Here is an 18,119-nt window from a genome sequence, read left to right on the forward strand (position 1 = left end):
TGGCGGAATGAGCCTGCGCGCGCTGGTCATCGCGGCGGTCGCGGCGCTGTCGTTGTCCGCCTGCACATCCACGTCCCCAAGCGAGTTCCTCGCCGGCGCTTTCGGCAGCTGGTGCCGGACATCCTCCAACTGCGACGACCACACCCGGCGCCAGCCGTAAGGCTTCTCACCCCACCGGGTGGAACCGCCCACCGGTCATCGGTTCCGGCACGCCCGTGGTGGTCGGGACGCTGAGCGGCAGGCCCTTGCGGCTGCGCACCGCCAGATAGGCGAAGGCCTGCGCCTCCAGCGCATCGCCGTTCCAGCCGACCTCTTCCACGGGGGCGACGGGCACGCCCAGCCGGTCGGCCAGCATCCCCATCAGCGTCCGGTTGCAGCGTCCGCCGCCGCAGACGAGCCAGCGCACCGGCGCTTCCGGCAGGTGCGGCACCACACGCGCCACCGACGACGCCGTGAAGGCGGTCAGCGTCGCCGCGCCATCCTCCACCGACAGGCTTTGCACGGGCGCCGGATCGAAGGCGTCGCGGTCGAGCGACTTGGGCGCCGGCCGGTCGAAATAGGCATGGTCGAGCAGCGCCGCCAGCGCCTCCGCATCCACCCGCCCGCGCGCCGCCAGCGCACCATCGGCATCATACCGCGCGCCATTCCGTTGCAGCACCCAATCATCCACCAGCGCGTTGCCCGGCCCGGTGTCGCAGGCGATGACGTTTCCATCACGCCCGACCCAGGTAACGTTCGCCACCCCGCCGACGTTCAGCACGGCGAGCGGGCGCGGCAGTTCCTCGGCCAGCGCGCGGTGGAACAGCGGCACCAGCGGCGCCCCTTGCCCGCCCGCCTGCACGTCGGCCGTGCGGAAGTCGTTCACGACCGCGATGCCGGTCAGTCGCGCCAGATGCGCCCCGTCGCCGATCTGCCAGGTGCGGCGCTCCTCCGGCGCGTGGTGGATGGTGTGGCCGTGGAAGCCGATCAGGTCCACGTCCCGCGCCGCCACGCCCGCCTCCACCAGCAGGCGGCGCACGGCGTCGGCGTGGACCTCGGTCAACTCCCGCTCCACCGCCTCCACTGGCCCCTTGCCGCCGAGGCAGGAGCGCAGCCGCGCGCGGAACCCGTCCTCATAGGGAATGGTGACGAAGGCTTGCGGCTCGACCCTAACCTCGCCATCGGTGAGGACCAGCGCGGCGTCGATGCCGTCCATGGAGGTGCCGCTCATCAGCCCGACGACGGTGTGCATGCGATGCTGCCTTCTCGTAATGAAAACGGCCCCGAGAATTGTGGGGCCGGCCGTTCCATGCTAACAGACGCGACCCCGAACCTTACCACGACAGCCGGATCGCGGCCATGACGACGCTGAAATCGGATTTCCTTCGCACGCTGCAAGAGCGCGGCTTCATCCACCAGTGCACCGACCTCGCCGCCCTCGACGAGCGCGCGACGAAGGGTCCGGTCGTCGCCTACATCGGCTTCGACTGCACGGCGGACAGCCTGCACGTGGGCAGCCTGCTGCCGATCATGATGCTGCGCTGGCTGCAGAAGACCGGCCACAAGCCCATCGTGCTGATGGGCGGCGGCACCACCAAGATCGGCGATCCGTCGGGCAAGGACGAGGCGCGCCAGCTGCTGACGGACGAGGTCATCAACGCCAACATGGCGGGCATCAAGCGCATCTTCGGCCGTTACCTGTCGTTCGGGGACGGTCCGACCGACGCGGTGATGGTGAACAACGCCGACTGGCTGGACGAGCTGAAGTACATTCCGCTGCTGCGCGACATCGGCCGGCACTTCACGATCAACCGCATGCTGACCTTCGAATCGGTCAAGCTGCGGCTGGAGCGCGAGCAGCCGCTGACGTTCCTGGAATTCAACTACATGATCCTCCAGGCCTACGACTTCGTGGAGCTGTTCCGCCGCCACAAGTGCGCGTTGCAGATGGGCGGCTCCGACCAATGGGGCAACATCATCAACGGCGTCGAACTCGGCCGCCGCACCGATGGCGCCGAGCTGTTCGGCCTGACGACGCCGCTGCTGACCACCTCGTCGGGCGCCAAGATGGGCAAGACGGCGGCGGGAGCCGTGTGGCTGACCGCCGACAAGCTCAGCGCCTACGATTTCTGGCAGTACTGGCGCAACACGGAGGACGCCGACGTCGGCCGCTTCCTGCGCCTCTACACCGAGCTGCCTCTGGACGAGGTCGCGCGCCTGGAAGCGCTCCCGGGTGCGGAGATCAACGAGGCCAAGAAAATCCTGGCCCACGAGGTGACCAAGCTCGCCCACGGCGAGGAGGCCGCCCTGGAGGCCGCCGAGACCGCCCGCCGCACCTTCGAGCAGGGTGCCGCCGCCGAGGGCCTGCCGAGCATCGACGTGCCGCGCGGCGACCTTGAGGCCGGTCTGCCCGTGGTTGACCTGCTGGTCTCGACCGGCCTCGCCGCGTCGAAGGGCGAGGCCCGCCGCCTCATCAAGGGTGCCGGCGCCAAGATGAACGACGCGGCCATCGCCGACGAGGCCGCGAAGGCCACCGTCGCCGACCTGAACGGCGACGGCGTCATCAAGCTCAGCGCCGGCAAGAAGCGCCATGCGCTGGTGAAGGCCGTCTAAAGCGCCGGCCCGCGAGCCCCCACCCTAACCCTCCCCCACCTGTCGGCGGGGGAGGGAATTTTAGCCCCTTCCCCCGTGCGCGGCATGGGGGAAGGCTAGGATGGGGACCCGGTACGGGGGCCTACCGCATGTTCGGATCGGGCGGCGGCGCTGCGTTCGGCGCCGTCTTTCCATCCCCCAGGAAGAACAGGTTCCGCAGGAAACCCGGCGCCAGAACGGCCAGCGGGTTCACCGACACATCCGGATCGCCCAGCGGACCCTGCACGCGCCACGTCGCGCTGAAAATCCCCTGCCCCTCGCCGCCGCTCAGCAGATCGCCGAGCAGCGGGATCTGACCGACGATGCGGTTCAGCCCGTACAGCGGCACGATGGTGCCGCGCAGGTTCGCCGTGTCGGTGCCGAGGTCCACGTCGCCCTCCAGCGTCAGGCCGAGGGCCGAGCCGGAGGTGCGCAGGTCCTTCAGCGTCACCAGCCGCCCGTCCTTGCGGTACTTGGCCGACATGCGGCCGAAATGGATGTCCTTGCCGCCGCCCATCAGCTCGGCGAAGCCGGCCGGCGAGATGGCGTTCAGGATGCGCGCCAGCACCGGCGGATCGACCAGCGCGTAGTCGGTCAGCTCCGCCGTCCCCTCGATGGCGGCGTCGGCGCGCGGCTCCACCGTGCGGCCGGTGATGCGCAGGCTGCCGCCCTTGACCCGGTCGTTGATGTCCAGCGCGCGGAACGCCTCGCCCGCGTTGTTGGTGACGATGCTCACGTCGTGGAAGCCCTGGGCGCCCGGCTGGTAGCGGACGGTCAGCGTGCTGTCCTGTCCAGCCCGCGCGTTGATGTCCAGGTTCGTCCAGGACTTGGCGTCGCGCTTCAGTTGGCCGGACACCTCCGACAGATACCGCCCGTCCCCGAACACCACGCGGCCCAGCTTGACAGTGAAGTCGAGCGGCGTTGCCTTGCCGTCCTCGGGCTCCGGCGGTTTCGGGCCGTCGCCCCGGCCGGCCAGCGCGCGGGCGTCCAGGCTCTGCCCGGTGATGGTCCCGGCGTACCCGATCTTCCCTCCTTGAGCGGTTGCCGGTCGCACGGTCACGTCGGCGCGGATGTCCGTCTGGCCGACCGACAGCTGGTTCACCACCACGCGCGACACCGCCATGGTCGGCTGCGCCAGCTCCACCACCGCCTGACCGTTCAGGCCGCCGGCACTGACCGTCAGCCCGGTGACGCGCGTCACGCGGTCCTTCTGGAACTCCAGCGCCAACTTGCCGGAACCGGGCACGCCCGGCTTCTTCTCCCAGCCCAGTTCGGGGATGGACAGGTGGGTCTTCTCCAGGTTCATCCCGGCGGTCAGGGCGAAGCGCTTGCGCTGGTCGATGGTGAACAGCACGTCCGCCCCCAGCGGCCCCGTCACGTATTCCTGAAGGTCGATGCCGTGGCTGCGCAGGTCCTTGGCGTCGATGTCGCCCTTCACCGTGATGCGCGTGCGCGGCCCCTTGGCGGTGGAGTTGAACTGCTCCTTCCAGTCGATGGCGACGGGAACGCCGTCCAGCTTGGTGTTACCCTTGATCGACATGGCGTTCATGTCGAGCGCCAGCGACAAGTCGCCGTCCGTGGCATTCAGGCCGGCGGCGACCTTCTCCACCCCGACCCCGCGCATCTTCGCGGTGACGTCGAGGTTCAGGTCCTCCACCTTCAGGTCGGCCAGCAGCGGAAACTGGAAATGCAGCTGCGCGTCGGCCGTGCCCTGCGTCTTCTTCGGGTCGAGGTCGAGGCGGCTCGGGTAGCCCAGCGGCGGGCTGTCCAGCACGGTCAGGATGGTGCGCACCGGCCCGCGCACCGGGATCCGGATGTCCATATGCTCCTGGCCGATGTCCAGACCGCTGATGACCACCGTCCCGTCGCCCAGCGTCACGTCGCCGATGCGCCCGCCTTTCGTCTGGATGGTGAAGGTCTTGCCGTCGGTGACCGCCTCCAGCCCGGCCCCGGTGACGACCGGCAGCGGGTGGAAGTAATCCACCGTTATGTCCTCGCCCCGGATCGTCGCTTGGAAATGCGCAGGCTCGATGGCCTCCAGATTGTCCAGCGGCCCGGCAAGGCCGACCGTCGCCGTCGCCTCCTGCACCACGCCGTGCGACAGGTTGGCCGTCACCCACTCCCGCGCGTTGGGGCTCACCCCCAGCGGCCAGAGGCGGCGCAGCGCCTCCACCGGCACATGGCGCGCGGTCACGGCGGCCTCCACGGCCAGCCGCCCGTCCGGCGTGGTCGCGTGCGCCGTGCCCTCCAGCGTCGGCCCGCCGAGGTCGAGCGCCAGCCGTTCCACGTCCAGCCGCCCGGCCGTCCGGTCTCCCGTCACGCTCAGCGCGGCCGACGCGACGGTCACCGGCTCGGGGAACAGCTCCGGATGCGCGATCCTCCCGGCCCCGGCTTGAAGATCGACGCGCCCCGCGTGCGGCTGGTAATCCGGGTCCAGCTCCACGCTGGCCGTGCCCGACAGCGGCACCGCCGCCGCCGCGAGCGGCGCCAGCGCCGGCGCCAACCCGGCCAGACTCGCCGGCACGAAGTCCGCCAGCCGGGCGTTGACCGTCGCCCCCTTGCCCACCGTCTCCGCGCCGTCAAGGTCGAGCACCGCCGTGTGCCCGTCCCGCGTCACCTCGATGCGCGCGGTCGCGCTGCGGCGGTCTCCCTGCTCGGTCAAGGTGCCGTGCCCGGACAGGCTCAGCGCGTCGGACACCACCGCCAGCCGCTCCACTGCCGCCCGTTTGCCGACGACGTCCAGCGACCCGCGCGCCTGGATGCTCTCGATCCGGTAGGGCTCCGGCCGCAACTCGGGCAGGGTCACGGCGCCCGCCCCGCCATGCAGGTCGAAACCGACGCGCACCGGTTCGAACCGGGCGTCCAGCGTCGCGTCCAGCCTGCCGCCGACCGGCACCGTCACCGCCGCGAGCGGCGCCAGCGCCGGCCCGATCTGGGCGAGCGAGGCCGGCTCCAGCCCTTCGAAGCGGGCGGACAGGCTGGTCGTCGCGTCGCCCATGGCGTGGAAGCCGGACGCCTCCACGAGCGTGCTCCGCCCCGCGAGATCGAGCGCGAGGCGGGCGCCACCCGTGATGCCCCGCTCGTCGCGGGTCAGGACGATGTCGCTCTCGTTGGCGTGCCAGGACAGGCCCAGCATGCGGTTTTCCACCGTCAGGTCGGCCCCGGTGACGGTCAGCCGCCGCAACAGGCCGAGCGGGCGCTGCGCGTCCGGCGGCTGGAGCAAGGTCTCAACGATCTCGCCCGCGAAGTCCGGCCCGCCGTCCGGTTCCTGCGGTTCGGGCTCGTCGGGGATCGCGCCCGCGCGCACGTCGAAATCGAGGCTGCCGTCGGCGCGGCGCAGAATCTGGAGGCGCGGGCGGATCAGCTCCAGCCGCGTCGGCGACAGCCGCCCCCGGAACAGCTCCCGCACCGAGAAGCCGACGCCCAGCTCCGGCACCGCCGCCAGCTCCGTCCCCTCGGCGTTGACCGCGCGGACCCGCAGCGCCCGCAGGTCGAGCCGGGTCAACCCGTCGCTTTCCTCCTCATCGACCCAGGAGATGACCAGATCGCCGACATCGACCGTGTAGCGCCCCTGCGGATCGCTCAGCGCCTTCTCGACATAGGGGGTCAGCGGGTCGAGCGCGATCGGCCCCTGCGCCAGCCGCCACGCGAGCAGCCCGCCCGAGGCCCCCACCACGACGACCGCGCCGGCCGCCGTCCAGGCCAGGATCTTTGCCGTGCGCCGAATCAACGGGCCCGCCCCCTGTTCCCTTTCCCGTCTGGGGTGATCGAAGAGCAACGGCAACTGTTCACCGTCATCCCCGCGAAGGCGGGGATCCAGGGCATCCCGACAGGTCCACGAATGGCCCTGGATCCCCGCCTTCGCGGGGATGACGAGGGAAGCAAGGGCGACACTCCGCAGGGACGGAATGAGACGACACCATCACCGTTGACCAACGCCTGCCCATCGCGCAAGTTTTTGCCCACTCCTCGTGCAGGGACAATCACCATCATGCCGACCGCCGCGTTGCCGAAGCCGTTCGATCCCGCCCTGGCCGAAAGGGGCCTGGAACGCTGGCGCCAGGAGGCGGCCAATGCCCCTGAAGACCTCCGCGACTGGGCCGAGGCATACGCCGCCTCCCCCGAAGGCCGCGCGCTGCTCGACGCGGTCTGCGGCAACAGCCCGTACCTCGGCCAGATCCTGACGCGCGAGCTTCCCTTCGTGCGGCGCGTGGTGACGGACGGATACGACGACGCCTTCGCCGACCTGATCCGGACGCTGGACGCCGAATACGGGGACGAGCGCAACATGGACCGGCTGATGACGGCCTTGCGCATCGCCAAGCGCCGCGCCGCCCTGCTGATCGGCATGGCCGACATCGCAAACGCGTGGGTGCTGGAACAGGTCACCGGCGCGCTGTCCGACATCGCGGAAACGTCGGTGCGGCTGGCGTCGAACCACCTGCTGCGCCGCGCGGCGGAGGCGGGCACGCTGACGCTGCCGGATCCGCAGCGACCGTGGGTCGGGTCGGGTCTGATCGTGCTTGCCATGGGTAAACTGGGTGCGCGCGAACTCAACTATTCCAGCGATATCGACCTGATCGTCCTGTACGACGACATCGTCGTGCAGACACCCCAGCCGGACAACCTCGCCCGCACGTTCATCCGTATCGCGCGCGATCTCGTGCGCATTATGGATGAACGCACCAAGGACGGCTACGTCTTCCGCACCGACCTGCGCCTGCGCCCCGATCCGGGAGCCACGCCGCTGGCCGTTTCCGTCTCCGCCGCCGAAATTTATTACGGCAGCGTCGGCCAGAACTGGGAGCGCGCGGCCATGATCAAGGCCCGGCCCATCGCCGGTGATCCCGACGCGGGTGCCCATTTCCTGCGCTTCCTGGAACCGTTCGTGTGGCGCCGTCACCTGGACTTCGCGGCCATTCAGGACATCCACTCGATCAAGCGCCAGATCAACGCCCACAAGGGCCACCGTGAAGTGACGGTGAACGGCCACGATATCAAGGTCGGGCGCGGCGGCATCCGCGAGATCGAGTTCTTCGCCCAGACCCAGCAGCTGATCTTCGGCGGGCGCGACACCCGCCTGCGCATCGCCCCCACCCTGCTCGCGAACAAGGCGCTGTGCGCGGTCGGCCGCGTTCCCGAAGCGGCGGTCGTCGAGCTGGAGGAAGCCTACCGCTTCCTGCGCCGGGTCGAACACCGCATCCAGATGACCGACGACCGCCAGACCCACCAGATCCCGGCTGACGACCAGGGCGTGGCCCATCTGGCAACCTTCCTCGGCTACGACGACGCGGAGGCGTTCCGCACCGATCTGCTGGCCCAGCTCGGCCGCGTCGAGGACCGCTACGCCGAACTGTTCGAGGAGGCGCCCAGTCTGTCCGGCCCCGGCAACCTCGTCTTCACCGGCACCGATGACGACCCCGGCACGGTCGAGACGTTGCGGGGCATGGGCTATCAGGACCCCAGCCGGGTCATCTCCGTCGTGTCCACCTGGCACCGGGGCCGCTACCGCTCCACCCGCTCCGGCCGCGCGCGGGAGCTGCTGACCGAACTGGTCCCGGCGATGCTCGCCGAACTCGCCAAGACGCCCGCCCCGGACGAGGCGCTGGTGAAGTTCGACAATTTCCTCGGCCGCCTGCCGGCCGGCGTCGGGCTGTTCTCGCTGTTCATCGCCAACCCCTGGCTGCTGGCCCTGGTGGCGGAGATCATGGGCACGGCGCCGCAGCTGGCCGAGACGCTGTCGCGCAACCCGTCGCTGCTCGACGCCGTCATCTCCCCCGACTTCTTCGACCCGCTGCCGGACCGCGAGGGCCTGCGCGCCGAATACCAGCGCGTCATCGCCGACGCCCGCGATTTCGAGGATGTGCTGACCCTGTCGCGCCGCTGGACCAACGACCAGCGCTTCCGCGCCGGTGCCCACATCCTGCGCGGCATCACCGACGGCGACCGCTGCGGCCCCTTCCTGGCCGACCTCGCCGACGTGGTCGTCCCCGAGCTGGCCACCCGCGTGGAGCAGGAGTTCGCCGCCCGCCACGGTCGTGTGCCCGGCGGCGCCTGGGTGGTGGTCGCCATGGGCAAGCTGGGCAGCCGCCAGCTGACCATCACCTCCGACATCGACCTGATCGTGGTCTACGAAGCCCCGCCCGAGGCGAGGATGTCCGACGGCGCCAAGGCGCTGGCCCCCAACGAGTATTACATCAAGCTGACGCAGCGCCTGACCAACGCCATCACCGCGCCGATGGCCGATGGGCGCCTCTACGAGGTGGACATGCGGCTGCGCCCGTCCGGCAACGCCGGGCCGCTCGCCACCTCGCTCGAATCCTTCACCAAGTATCAGGCCAAGGACGCCTGGACGTGGGAGCACATGGCCCTGACCCGCGCCCGCGTCATCGGCGGTGACCCGGCGCTGACCGCCAAGGTCGAGTCGGCCATGCGCGCCGTGCTGACCGGTCCGCGCGACCCGGACAAGACGCTGTGGGACGTGGCCGACATGCGCCGCCGCATCGACAAGGAGTTCGGCACCGGCAACATCTGGGACATCAAGTACGCGCGCGGCGGCCTGATCGACATCGAGTTCACCGCCCAATACCTCCAGCTCCGCCACGGCCACGACCACCCGAAGATCCTGTCCATCGGAACGGCGATCGCCATCGGCAATGCCGGGGCCGCCGGGCTGCTCGACCGCGACGTGGCGGACGAGCTGGTCGCGACCCTGCGGCTGTGGCGCCGGGTCCAGGGGTTCCTGCGGTTGACCACGGCCGGCGTGCTCGACCCCGGTCAGGTGTCGCCGACGCTGCTGGCAGGTCTCTCGCGCGCCGCCTTCCCGGATGAGGAACCGGCGGTTGACTTCGCGGCGCTCGACGCCAGAATCCGGGCCATCGCCGCCCGCGCCCATCGCCATTTCGTCGCCTTGGTCGAGGAGCCGGCGTCCAAGCTGCCTCCCCCCGAGACCAACGAAGAAGCAAGACTCCCATGAGCGTCGAGATCGGAACCCCCGCCCCGGACTTCACCATGCCGACCGACGGCGGCGGCAGCGTCACGCTGTCGGCCCTGAAGGGCAAGCCGGTGGTGCTGTACTTCTACCCGAAGGACGACACCTCGGGCTGCACGTCGGAGGCCTGCGGCTTCCGCGACCAGTTCCCCAATTTCACCGGCGTTGACGCGGTGGTGATCGGCGTCTCCAAGGACAGCGTCGCCAGCCACGACAAGTTCAAGGCCAAGTACGAGCTGCCCTTCACCCTCGCCTCCGACAAGGAGACCGGCGTGGCCGAGGCCTACGGCGTGTGGGTGGAAAAGAGCATGTACGGCCGCAAGTACATGGGTCTGGAGCGCGCCACCTTCCTGATCGACAAGGACGGCATCGTCCGCAACGTCTGGCGCAAGGTGAAGGTCACCGGCCATGTGGACGCCGTGCTGAAGGCGGTCCAGGCGCTGTAAGGCGAAGTCCATGGGGAGGGAGAGCGGCTCAGTCCTCGTCCCCCTCCCCGCCTTCGGCGACCTCGCGCAACGCGGCGGGATCGAGCAGGGCGATCCGGTGCGATTCGACGCGGCGGATCAGGCCCTTCTTCTGAAAGGCCGAGGTGCGGCGGCTGACCGTTTCCACGCGCAGACCCAGATAATCGGCGATGTCCGTCGCGGACATGGGCACCCACACGGGGTTGGACCGGCCGCTGCAGCGGCCCTGCCGCTCCGACAGTTCCAGCAGGAAGGACGCCAGCTTCTCCTCCGCCGATAATCGGCCCAGCAGGGTCATGCGGTCGAAGGCGTGGGTCAGCCGCTCCGAGCCGATGCGGGCGAGACGGGTCGCCAGTTCCGGATAATCCTCCGTCAACCGCTCCAGATCCGGGCGGCTGACCGTGCACAGCGCCGTGTCGGCGAGCGTCAGCGCGTCGTAGCCGAAACGCTCCCCGTCGCCGACTCCGATCACGTCGCCCCGCCAGAGGAAGTCGAGCACCTGACGCCGCCCGTCCGGCAGCGAGCGCTGCAAGGCGACCGCCCCGCTGTTCAGCACGAAGAAGCGGTCGGCCCGGTCACCTTCGCGCACGACGGCTTGGCCGCGCGCGCGGACCAGGGCGCGCTGCGTGCGGACCAGATCGCGCAGTTCCTCCCGGCGCAGCGGCGCGCAGAGGACCGGCGATGCGGCGTCCGGCAAGGAGGATAATCGGGTATCGGTGCGCGCGGAGGCGCTCGGCGGGACGATTGATCCGTACATGGCGCAACGGGCCGTTGTTTCCACAACGGCTTAAACACCTTCCGTTCGGAAATGTGCCAACCGAAAGACTCATCCCCCCAGGATATTCCCGACTTCCGATATCGTAAGCCCGAAGAACAGTTTCATAGTAAAGCATGTTTCTCATAAATTTGCCTTCGTCGAACCGAGCCCGTCGCGCTCTGTCGTTCTGGCGAAGGACACTCGAACATGGATGTCGCAAACATCGCCCGGCGGCTGGCCGCCGGTGAGCTTCACTACGCCCTCGGCCGTTTCGAAACGGTCCGTCGCGGCTACAGCGCCATTCGGCGTCTGGCGCCCAGCCTGCGACGTCCGTCCTGGCCTCCCCCGCCGACCATGATCCTGCCGGCCACCCTGTTCCCCAGCGTGCGGACCAACGACGCCGTCGCCGCGCTGAAGCGGGATTCGGTGGCCTTCGGCTTCGACCTCCCGCCCTCCCTGGTGCAGGAGATCGTGGACTTCGCGGAAACCACGCCCATCCGCACCCGTGGCAGCGAGCGGCTGTTCCGCAAGGAGGACGTGCGCAGCGGCCGGTTGTCGGACGGCACGCCGGTGGTGCTGGCCATGGCGCCGGACCCGATGGAGTGCACCGCCATCCGCCGCGTCTGCCGCGACCCGGCCATTCTGGACGCGGTCACCGCTTTTCTCGGCTACAAGCCCAGGAAGACCATCCCGCGCCTGTTCTGGAGCTTCGTCACCGACGTGTCGGACGCCGAGCGGCGGCGCCTCGGCCAGACCATCGACTGGCACTTCGACGTGCACGACTTCCACTTCTGCTCGGCCGCCTTCTACCTGACCGATGTGAACGAGGGGGCCGGCGCGCACGCGTTGATCCGTGGCTCGCACAGCGGCAAGTCGATCCGGATGCTGCTGGGCTCCGCCAACACGACGGAACGGGAAGTCCTCGCCCGCTACGGCCGCGATCGCATGATGGTGATCGAGGGTCCGGCCGGCACCGGCTTCCTGGAGGACACGTCCTGCTACCACAAGGCCATCGCGCCGAAGGACCGCGACCGCCTGATGTTCCAGATCTGGTTCAGTTAACTCGGCTCAGCCGGCGCGGCCGAGAATCTCCTCGGCCAGCGCCTGCATTTCGATGGCCGCCTGCGACTTGCGGGCGGCTTCCGTCACGGACAGGCCGGTCAGCAGCGTGCCGGCATAGGCCGTGCGGTTGCCGATCTGCGCCTCCGCAATGTCCACGGCGGGCGGGTCGACCAGCTCCCGCACCCTGCCCACCAGCTCGTCGGCGATCTTGGCGCGCGGCGGCACCCGGTTCAACACCAGCAGCAGCCGGCGCTTCTCCTGGGCGGCGAGGTCCAGCGTCGGCTGCACCGCCCACAGGTCCATCGGGCTCGGCTGCACCGGCGCGATGACGAGGCTGGCGGCGCGCACGGCGATGCGCGCCTCGGTCTGCGCGTGCGGCGGGCTATCGATCACCACCACCTCATGATCGCGGGCCAGCCGCTCCACCTCGGCCTGGGTGCGCCAGCCGGTGATCTGGACGTGGGTGAAGCCCGGCTCCCCGCCGGTGGCCTCGCTGCGCACCTCGTGCCAGCGGGTCAGGCTGCCCTGCGGGTCGATGTCCACCGTGGCAACCGAGCGGCCAAGCTGCGCCCAAGCGATGGCGAGATGGGCGACCAAAGTGGTCTTGCCGGCCCCGCCCTTCTGCTGCGCCACGGTGAAGACCTTGCCCGCCATGCCCACACCCATCATCTGGTTGTTATCCGCGCATGCCCGTCATAAACCTGGAGCGTGGCCGGCGCAACCGCGTGGATTGACTTCATCACCGGACCCGCTACAAAACAGACCGTGACCGAAAAACACCCCGACATCGTTCCGACCACCCCGCAGGGCCTTGCCCGCGCGGGTGAAGCCCTGCGCGACGGCGATCTGGTCGCCTTCCCGACCGAGACCGTCTACGGCCTGGGCGGCGACGCCACCAACGACCGCGCCGTGGCCGCGATCTTCGCCGCCAAGGGCCGTCCGCAGTTCAACCCGCTGATCATCCACGTCCCCGACCTGGAGGCCGGACAGGCCGTCGCCGTCTTCGACGACCGCGCGGTGGAGCTGGCCCAGCAGTTCTGGCCCGGCCCGCTGACCCTGGTTCTGCCGCGCCGCCCGGAGGCCGGCCTGTCGCTGCTGGTCTCCGCCGGTCTCGACAGCGTCGCCGTGCGCGTGCCCAACCACCCGGTCGGGCAAGCCCTGCTGAAGGCCGCCGGCCGTCCCGTCGCCGCGCCCAGCGCCAACCGCTCCGGCGCCGTCAGCCCGACCACGCCGCACCACGTCATCGAGAGCCTGGGCGACCGCATCCGCATGGTGGTGGCCGGCGGCAAATGCCCGGTCGGCCTGGAATCCACCGTTCTCGACCTGACCGGCGCTGTTCCCGTCCTGCTCCGCCCCGGCGCCGTTCTGCGCGAGGAGATCGAGCAGCTGATCGGCCCGATCCAAATCTCCGCCGGGGATCCGACCGCGCCGAAGTCCCCCGGCCAGTTGGAAAGCCACTACGCCCCCAACGCCGCCGTGCGCCTGAACGCCACCAACGCCGAGGACGACGAAGCCTTCCTGACGTTCGGCCCCGACCGCTTCATGCGCGGCGGCAAGGCTCGCCTGAACCTCAGCCCGCAGGGCGACCTGAACGAAGCAGCGGCCAACCTGTTCGCCCACCTCCGCCAGCTCGACCAGGAGGGTGCCCGCGCCATTGCCGTGATGCCGATCCCGGACGAGGGGCTTGGCGTCGCCATCAACGACCGTCTGCGCCGGGCGGCGGCTCCCAGAGGATAACGCCGCGGGTTGGGTTTCTCTGGCGCTCGCCCCAACCTGCGGGTATCACCTTTTCCATTTTCGCCCATCAGCCCCGGACGCCCGCCCATGACCGCCGCCGTCTCCATCGTCCTCGACCAGATCCGCGCCGTCGTCGGCCCGAACGGCATCCTCACCACGCCCGAGGACATGGCCCCCTACCTGTCGGAATGGCGCGGGCGCTTCAAGGGCAACAGCCCGGCGGTGGTCCGCCCGGCCAACACCGAGGAGGTCGCAGCGGTCGTCAGGATCTGCGCCGAGGCCGGCATCCCCATCGTCCCGCAGGGCGGCAACACCAGCCTCGTCGGCGGCTCCATCCCGTACGAGGAAGGGCGCGAGATCGTGCTCAGCCTGTCGCGGATGAACAAAATCCGCTCCATCGACCCGCTCAACTACACCATGACGGCCGAGGCCGGCGTCGTGCTGAAGACCGCGCAGGAGGCCGCCAAGGACAAGGACCGCCTGCTGCCCATGAGCCTGGGCGCGGAGGGCACTTGCCAGATCGGCGGGCTGATCTCCACCAACGCCGGCGGCATGAACGTGCTGCGCTACGGCAACATGCGCGACCTCGTGCTGGGGCTGGAGGTGGTGCTGGCCGACGGTCGCGTCTGGAACGGCCTGCGCTCGCTGCGCAAGAACAACACCGGCTACGACCTGAAGCACCTGTTCATCGGGGCCGAAGGCACGTTGGGCATCGTCACCGCCGCCGTGCTGAAGCTCTACCCGCGCCCGCGCCAGTCGGAAACCGCCTTCATCGCGGTGCCGAGCCCGGCCGCTGCCATCGAACTGCTCGCCAAGCTGCGCGAGGCGTCGGGCGACGCGGTCGCCGCGTTTGAGCTGATGTCGCGCCGCTGCCTGGAGTTCGCTCTGAAGCACGTCGCCGGCACCATCGACCCGCTGTCCGAACCGTCGCCCTGGTACGTCCTGACCGAGCTGACCACCGGCACCCAGTCCGACGCCTTCCGCGAGAACGTCGAGGCGGCGCTGGGCGAGGCGTTCGAGGCCGAACTCGCCACCGACGCCACGCTGGCCCAGTCGGAAACGCAGGCCAACCAGCTGTGGTTCATCCGCGAGGCCATCGTGGAGGCGCAGAAGTTCGAGGGCGGCTCCATCAAGAACGACGTGTCCGTCCCCGTCTCCCGCGTCGCCGAGTTCATCGAGCGCGCCGAGGCCGCCGTGACCGCCGCCTGCCCCGGCATCCGCCCGACCCCGTTCGGCCATGTCGGCGACGGCAACATCCACTTCAACCTGTCCCAGCCGGAGGGCGCCGACACCGCCGCCTATCTCGCCCGCTGGGACGAGATCTGCCATGTGGTGAACGAGGTCATCGCCGACCTGGACGGCTCCATCTCCGCCGAACACGGCGTCGGCCGCTTCAAGAAGGACGAGATGCCGTCCATCAAGAGCCCGGTGGAGTTCGACCTGCTGCGCGCCATGAAGGCCACGCTGGACCCCAAGGGCCTGCTGAACCCCGGCAAGATGCTGCCGTAAGGCCGCCGGGGACAATAACGGGATCTGCGACGGGGGCCGCGTGCCCCCGCGCACTTGTCACCCCATTCAAAAAAAATTTTGCGCAAATTGACGCGCCCGCGTGCGTGGGCGATAAGTCACACCCTAAACCCTTATCATTTGAAGGGTTGTTTCAGGACCGGGGACCGGCATGGGCATCGCCTCTCTGCGCATCGCGCATCGTCTCTTTCTGTTGATCGCGGTCGTCGCGGTCGGGTTGGCCGCCACGGTGGCGATCCAGCTGGGCAACACACGCAGCAACCTCGACGACCTCAGCCGGGCCAAGCTGAAGAACCTGACCGAAACGGCGGTCGGAATCGCCGGCCACTTCCAAAAGCAGGCCGCGTCCGGCGCCCTGCCGGAGGCCGACGCCAAGCGCGCGGCGATGCAGGCCATCGCGTCCATGCGCTACGCCGGGAACGAGTATTTCTGGATCAACGACCTGTCCGGCCTGATGGTGATGCACCCGATCAAGCCGTCCATGGACAACACCAACGTCCTCGGCCTGACGGACCCCACCGGAAAGCCGTTCTTTCAGGAATTCCTGAACGTGGTGAAGGCCCAGGGCGCCGGCTGGGTGGACTACATGTGGCCGAAGCCCGGCTCCGAAGCGCCGGTGCGCAAGGTCAGCTACGTGCAGGGCTTCGCCCCCTGGGGTTGGGTCGTCGGGACCGGCGTCTATGTGGACGACGTGGACGCGCTGTTCACGCACGAGGCCAAGGTCACCATCGGCTCAGCCGGTGCCGTCGTGCTGCTGATGGGCCTGCTGATCTTCCTGATCGCCCGCTCCATCGCCCGCCCGGTCGCCGAGGCCGCCGACATCATCGGCCGCATCGCCGAGGGCGACACCGACGTGACCGTCCCGCCCGCCCACGGCAAGGACGAGCTGTCGCGCATCAACGCAGCACTCGCCAACCTGCGCGACGCCGTGGCCCAGGCCTTCACCCTGCGCCAGATGGTCGAGGACATGCCGATGAGCGTCATGATCGCCGACCGTGACGGCAAGATCACCTATCTGAACAAGGCGGTGCGCGAGACGTTCGAACGCGTCTCCGGCGCCCTGCCCGTCCGCCCCGATCAGATTCTCGGCCAGTCCATCGACACCTTCCACCGCAACCCGGCCGGCCCGCGCGCCCGCATCACCGACCCGGCCAACCTGCCGCACGTGCTGCGTTTCCGCCTCGGCGAGGAGTGGATCGACCAGCGCGTCAGCGCCATCCGCGACCGCAACGGCAACTACGCCGGCCCGATGGTCACCTGGACCGTCATCACCCGCCAGCAGCGGCTCGCCGACGCCTTCGAGCGGGAGATCATGGCGCTGGCCGATCAGGTTGCCGGCGCCTCGCACACCGTGCAGGAGGCCGTGTCCCACACCACCCAGGCGACCGAGGCGATCAGCCGCGAGGCGACCAGCGCCCAGGCCATCGTCGGCCAGACCGCCGCCAACGCCCAGTCGGTGGCCAGCGCCTCGGGGCAGCTGTCCTCCTCCATCGCCGACATCGGCCGTCTGGTGGACAACGCCACCCAGGTCAGCCGTCAGGCCCGCGACCGCGCGGAGGAAACCACCCGCACCGTCCGCGATCTGGTCAGCGCCGCCGACCGCATCGGCGAGATCGTCGGCCTGATCCACGCCATCGCCGGCCAGACCAACCTGCTGGCGCTGAACGCCACCATCGAGGCCGCCCGCGCGGGCGAGGCCGGCAAGGGCTTCGCCGTGGTGGCGACCGAGGTGAAGAATCTCGCCGCCCAGACCGCCAAGGCGACCGAGGACATCACCACCCAGATCGGCGCCATGCGCGACGTGACCGACGCCGCCGCCAAGGCCATTGAGGACATTCGCGGCATCATCGAGCAGATCGACGGCATCTCCACCAACGTCGCCGCCGCCGTGGAGGAGCAGGAGGCCGCCACCGGCGAGATCGCCCGCTCCATCGGCGAGACGGCGGAAGGCGCCCAGGCCATCAGCCAGGACGTGGCCTCGGTCCGCAACGCCGCCGGGACCACACGCGACCGCATGCAGGGCGTGTCCGAAGCCTCCGCCGGCATGACCCAGGTGTCGGACACCCTGCGCGCCCAGGTGACCCGCTTCCTGCAGGAGATGCGGGCGGCGTAAGCCCGCCACATAGCCAGGACACCCCGCACGCAACCATATGCACGGCCCTCTGTTTGAGCCACAGTAGAGGTTGCGATGTGGGGCACGGAATGCTGTTGGCGATGTCGTCGTGGATGCGCCTGATGCTGGGCGAGGTTGAGACGGCACCGCCGTCCGGCGCCCTCACGCCGGAGCAGGAGCGCATCCGCCGCGCGCTGACCGACGCCGTCACCGCCCACCCGCTGCACCGGGAACTGGTCCACGTCCACCAGATGGGCGGCTGCCAGTATTTCGCCTTCGCCGGGGCCCTGGTCCTGGAAGCGCTCGGCTGCGGTCGGGCCGAGGTGGCGCTGGGGCGCGTCGCCTTCCGCACCGGGCGGCGGCGCTGGATCGGCTACCCGGCGGCGCGCGCCGACCTGCGCATTCCCGATCCGGCCCAGGAGCGGCAGGAGGCCGAAGCCTTCCAGTTCCACGCCTGGATCCGCCTGACCGGCCCCGACGGCCGGCGCCGATGCGTCGATTTCGATCTGTCCAACGTGTTGCGCGAGGCCCGCCTGAACGCCCCGCTGGAGATCCCGGAGTTCCGCCGGGGCACCGCCGCCTTCTGGGGCACCGCCGCCGAGGCCCGCCGCGCCGGCCTGCGGTTCGAGGCTCAGCGCACCATGACCGCCGACGCGCTGATGCCCGGCGACCGCAAGGTCTTCCAGGCCATCGCTGATGATGCGTGTGCCCGGCTGGGCTGTTGAGGGAAGACCTGGCCAATTCCGACCGGCAACCACCTCCCCTCTTCGTCATCCCCGCGCAGGCGGGGATCCAGAAGGTTCACGCCCAAGCGCTTGTTCGACCTGGATTCCCGCCTGCGCGGGAATGACGATGGAA

Annotated in this window: 13 protein-coding genes; 9 read left to right on the forward strand and 4 right to left on the reverse strand. The window is 69.7% G+C overall.

Annotated features, from left to right (window positions below; genetic code table 11):
• The first annotated feature begins 7 nt into the window (after positions 1-7).
• Positions 8-160 carry a hypothetical protein gene (locus tag J2852_RS06730; RefSeq protein WP_209872822.1) on the forward strand — a complete coding sequence of 51 codons (153 nt, stop codon included), beginning with the start codon at positions 8-10 and terminating at the stop codon, positions 158-160.
• 6 nt (positions 161-166) lie between these two features.
• Here J2852_RS06730 and J2852_RS06735 read toward each other — a convergent pair whose 3' ends face one another.
• Positions 167-1,231 (reverse strand): anhydro-N-acetylmuramic acid kinase, encoded by a 1,065-nt coding sequence (locus J2852_RS06735; RefSeq protein ID WP_209872825.1) that lies wholly within the window; start codon positions 1,229-1,231, stop codon positions 167-169.
• A 107-nt stretch (positions 1,232-1,338) separates the two neighbouring features.
• Here J2852_RS06735 and tyrS point away from each other — a divergent pair, with 107 nt between their 5' ends.
• Positions 1,339-2,592: a tyrosine--tRNA ligase gene (gene tyrS / locus J2852_RS06740; protein ID WP_209872828.1), complete on the forward strand. Its 1,254-nt coding sequence runs from the start codon at positions 1,339-1,341 to the stop codon at positions 2,590-2,592.
• 121 nt (positions 2,593-2,713) lie between these two features.
• Here tyrS and J2852_RS06745 read toward each other — a convergent pair whose 3' ends face one another.
• A complete protein-coding gene (locus J2852_RS06745; RefSeq protein WP_209872830.1) occupies positions 2,714-6,340 on the reverse strand; it encodes a YhdP family protein in 3,627 nt (1,208 codons plus the stop codon).
• Between the two features lie 261 nt (positions 6,341-6,601).
• Here J2852_RS06745 and J2852_RS06750 point away from each other — a divergent pair, with 261 nt between their 5' ends.
• Both J2852_RS06750 and bcp read left to right on the forward strand, forming a co-directional pair.
• Positions 6,602-9,586, forward strand: coding sequence for a bifunctional [glutamine synthetase] adenylyltransferase/[glutamine synthetase]-adenylyl-L-tyrosine phosphorylase (locus tag J2852_RS06750; RefSeq protein WP_209872833.1), 2,985 nt, complete (start codon positions 6,602-6,604; stop codon positions 9,584-9,586).
• On the forward strand, positions 9,583-10,047 hold the full coding sequence (bcp, locus tag J2852_RS06755; protein WP_209872836.1) for a thioredoxin-dependent thiol peroxidase: 465 nt from the start codon (positions 9,583-9,585) through the stop codon (positions 10,045-10,047). The genes J2852_RS06750 and bcp overlap by 4 nt, the downstream gene beginning before the upstream one ends.
• Positions 10,048-10,075: 28 nt before the next feature.
• Here bcp and J2852_RS06760 read toward each other — a convergent pair whose 3' ends face one another.
• A complete protein-coding gene (locus J2852_RS06760; RefSeq protein ID WP_209872839.1) occupies positions 10,076-10,762 on the reverse strand; it encodes a Crp/Fnr family transcriptional regulator in 687 nt (228 codons plus the stop codon).
• 267 nt (positions 10,763-11,029) lie between these two features.
• Between J2852_RS06760 and J2852_RS06765 the strand changes: the two genes are divergently transcribed.
• Positions 11,030-11,884: a hypothetical protein gene (locus tag J2852_RS06765; RefSeq protein WP_209872844.1), complete on the forward strand. Its 855-nt coding sequence runs from the start codon at positions 11,030-11,032 to the stop codon at positions 11,882-11,884.
• Between the two features lie 6 nt (positions 11,885-11,890).
• On the opposite strand, the gene parA is transcribed toward J2852_RS06765, so the two are convergent.
• On the reverse strand, positions 11,891-12,538 hold the full coding sequence (gene parA, locus J2852_RS06770; RefSeq protein WP_209873337.1) for a ParA family partition ATPase: 648 nt from the start codon (positions 12,536-12,538) through the stop codon (positions 11,891-11,893).
• A 111-nt stretch (positions 12,539-12,649) separates the two neighbouring features.
• Here parA and J2852_RS06775 point away from each other — a divergent pair, with 111 nt between their 5' ends.
• The 4 genes from J2852_RS06775 (at position 12,650) to J2852_RS06790 (ending at position 17,986) form a co-directional block, all read left to right on the forward strand.
• Complete coding sequence (locus J2852_RS06775; protein WP_209872847.1) at positions 12,650-13,621, forward strand: L-threonylcarbamoyladenylate synthase; 972 nt, start codon at positions 12,650-12,652, stop codon at positions 13,619-13,621.
• 87 nt (positions 13,622-13,708) lie between these two features.
• Positions 13,709-15,130: an FAD-binding oxidoreductase gene (locus J2852_RS06780; protein WP_209872850.1), complete on the forward strand. Its 1,422-nt coding sequence runs from the start codon at positions 13,709-13,711 to the stop codon at positions 15,128-15,130.
• Positions 15,131-15,299: 169 nt separating this feature from the next.
• Positions 15,300-17,261, forward strand: a complete 1,962-nt coding sequence (locus tag J2852_RS06785; protein ID WP_209872853.1) for a cache domain-containing protein — start codon at positions 15,300-15,302, stop codon at positions 17,259-17,261.
• Between the two features lie 89 nt (positions 17,262-17,350).
• Positions 17,351-17,986, forward strand: a complete 636-nt coding sequence (locus J2852_RS06790; RefSeq protein WP_209872856.1) for a hypothetical protein — start codon at positions 17,351-17,353, stop codon at positions 17,984-17,986.
• The last annotated feature ends 133 nt before the right edge of the window (positions 17,987-18,119 follow it).

Source organism: Azospirillum soli, assembly GCF_017876165.1.
Taxonomy (GTDB): Bacteria; Pseudomonadota; Alphaproteobacteria; order Azospirillales; family Azospirillaceae; genus Azospirillum; species Azospirillum soli.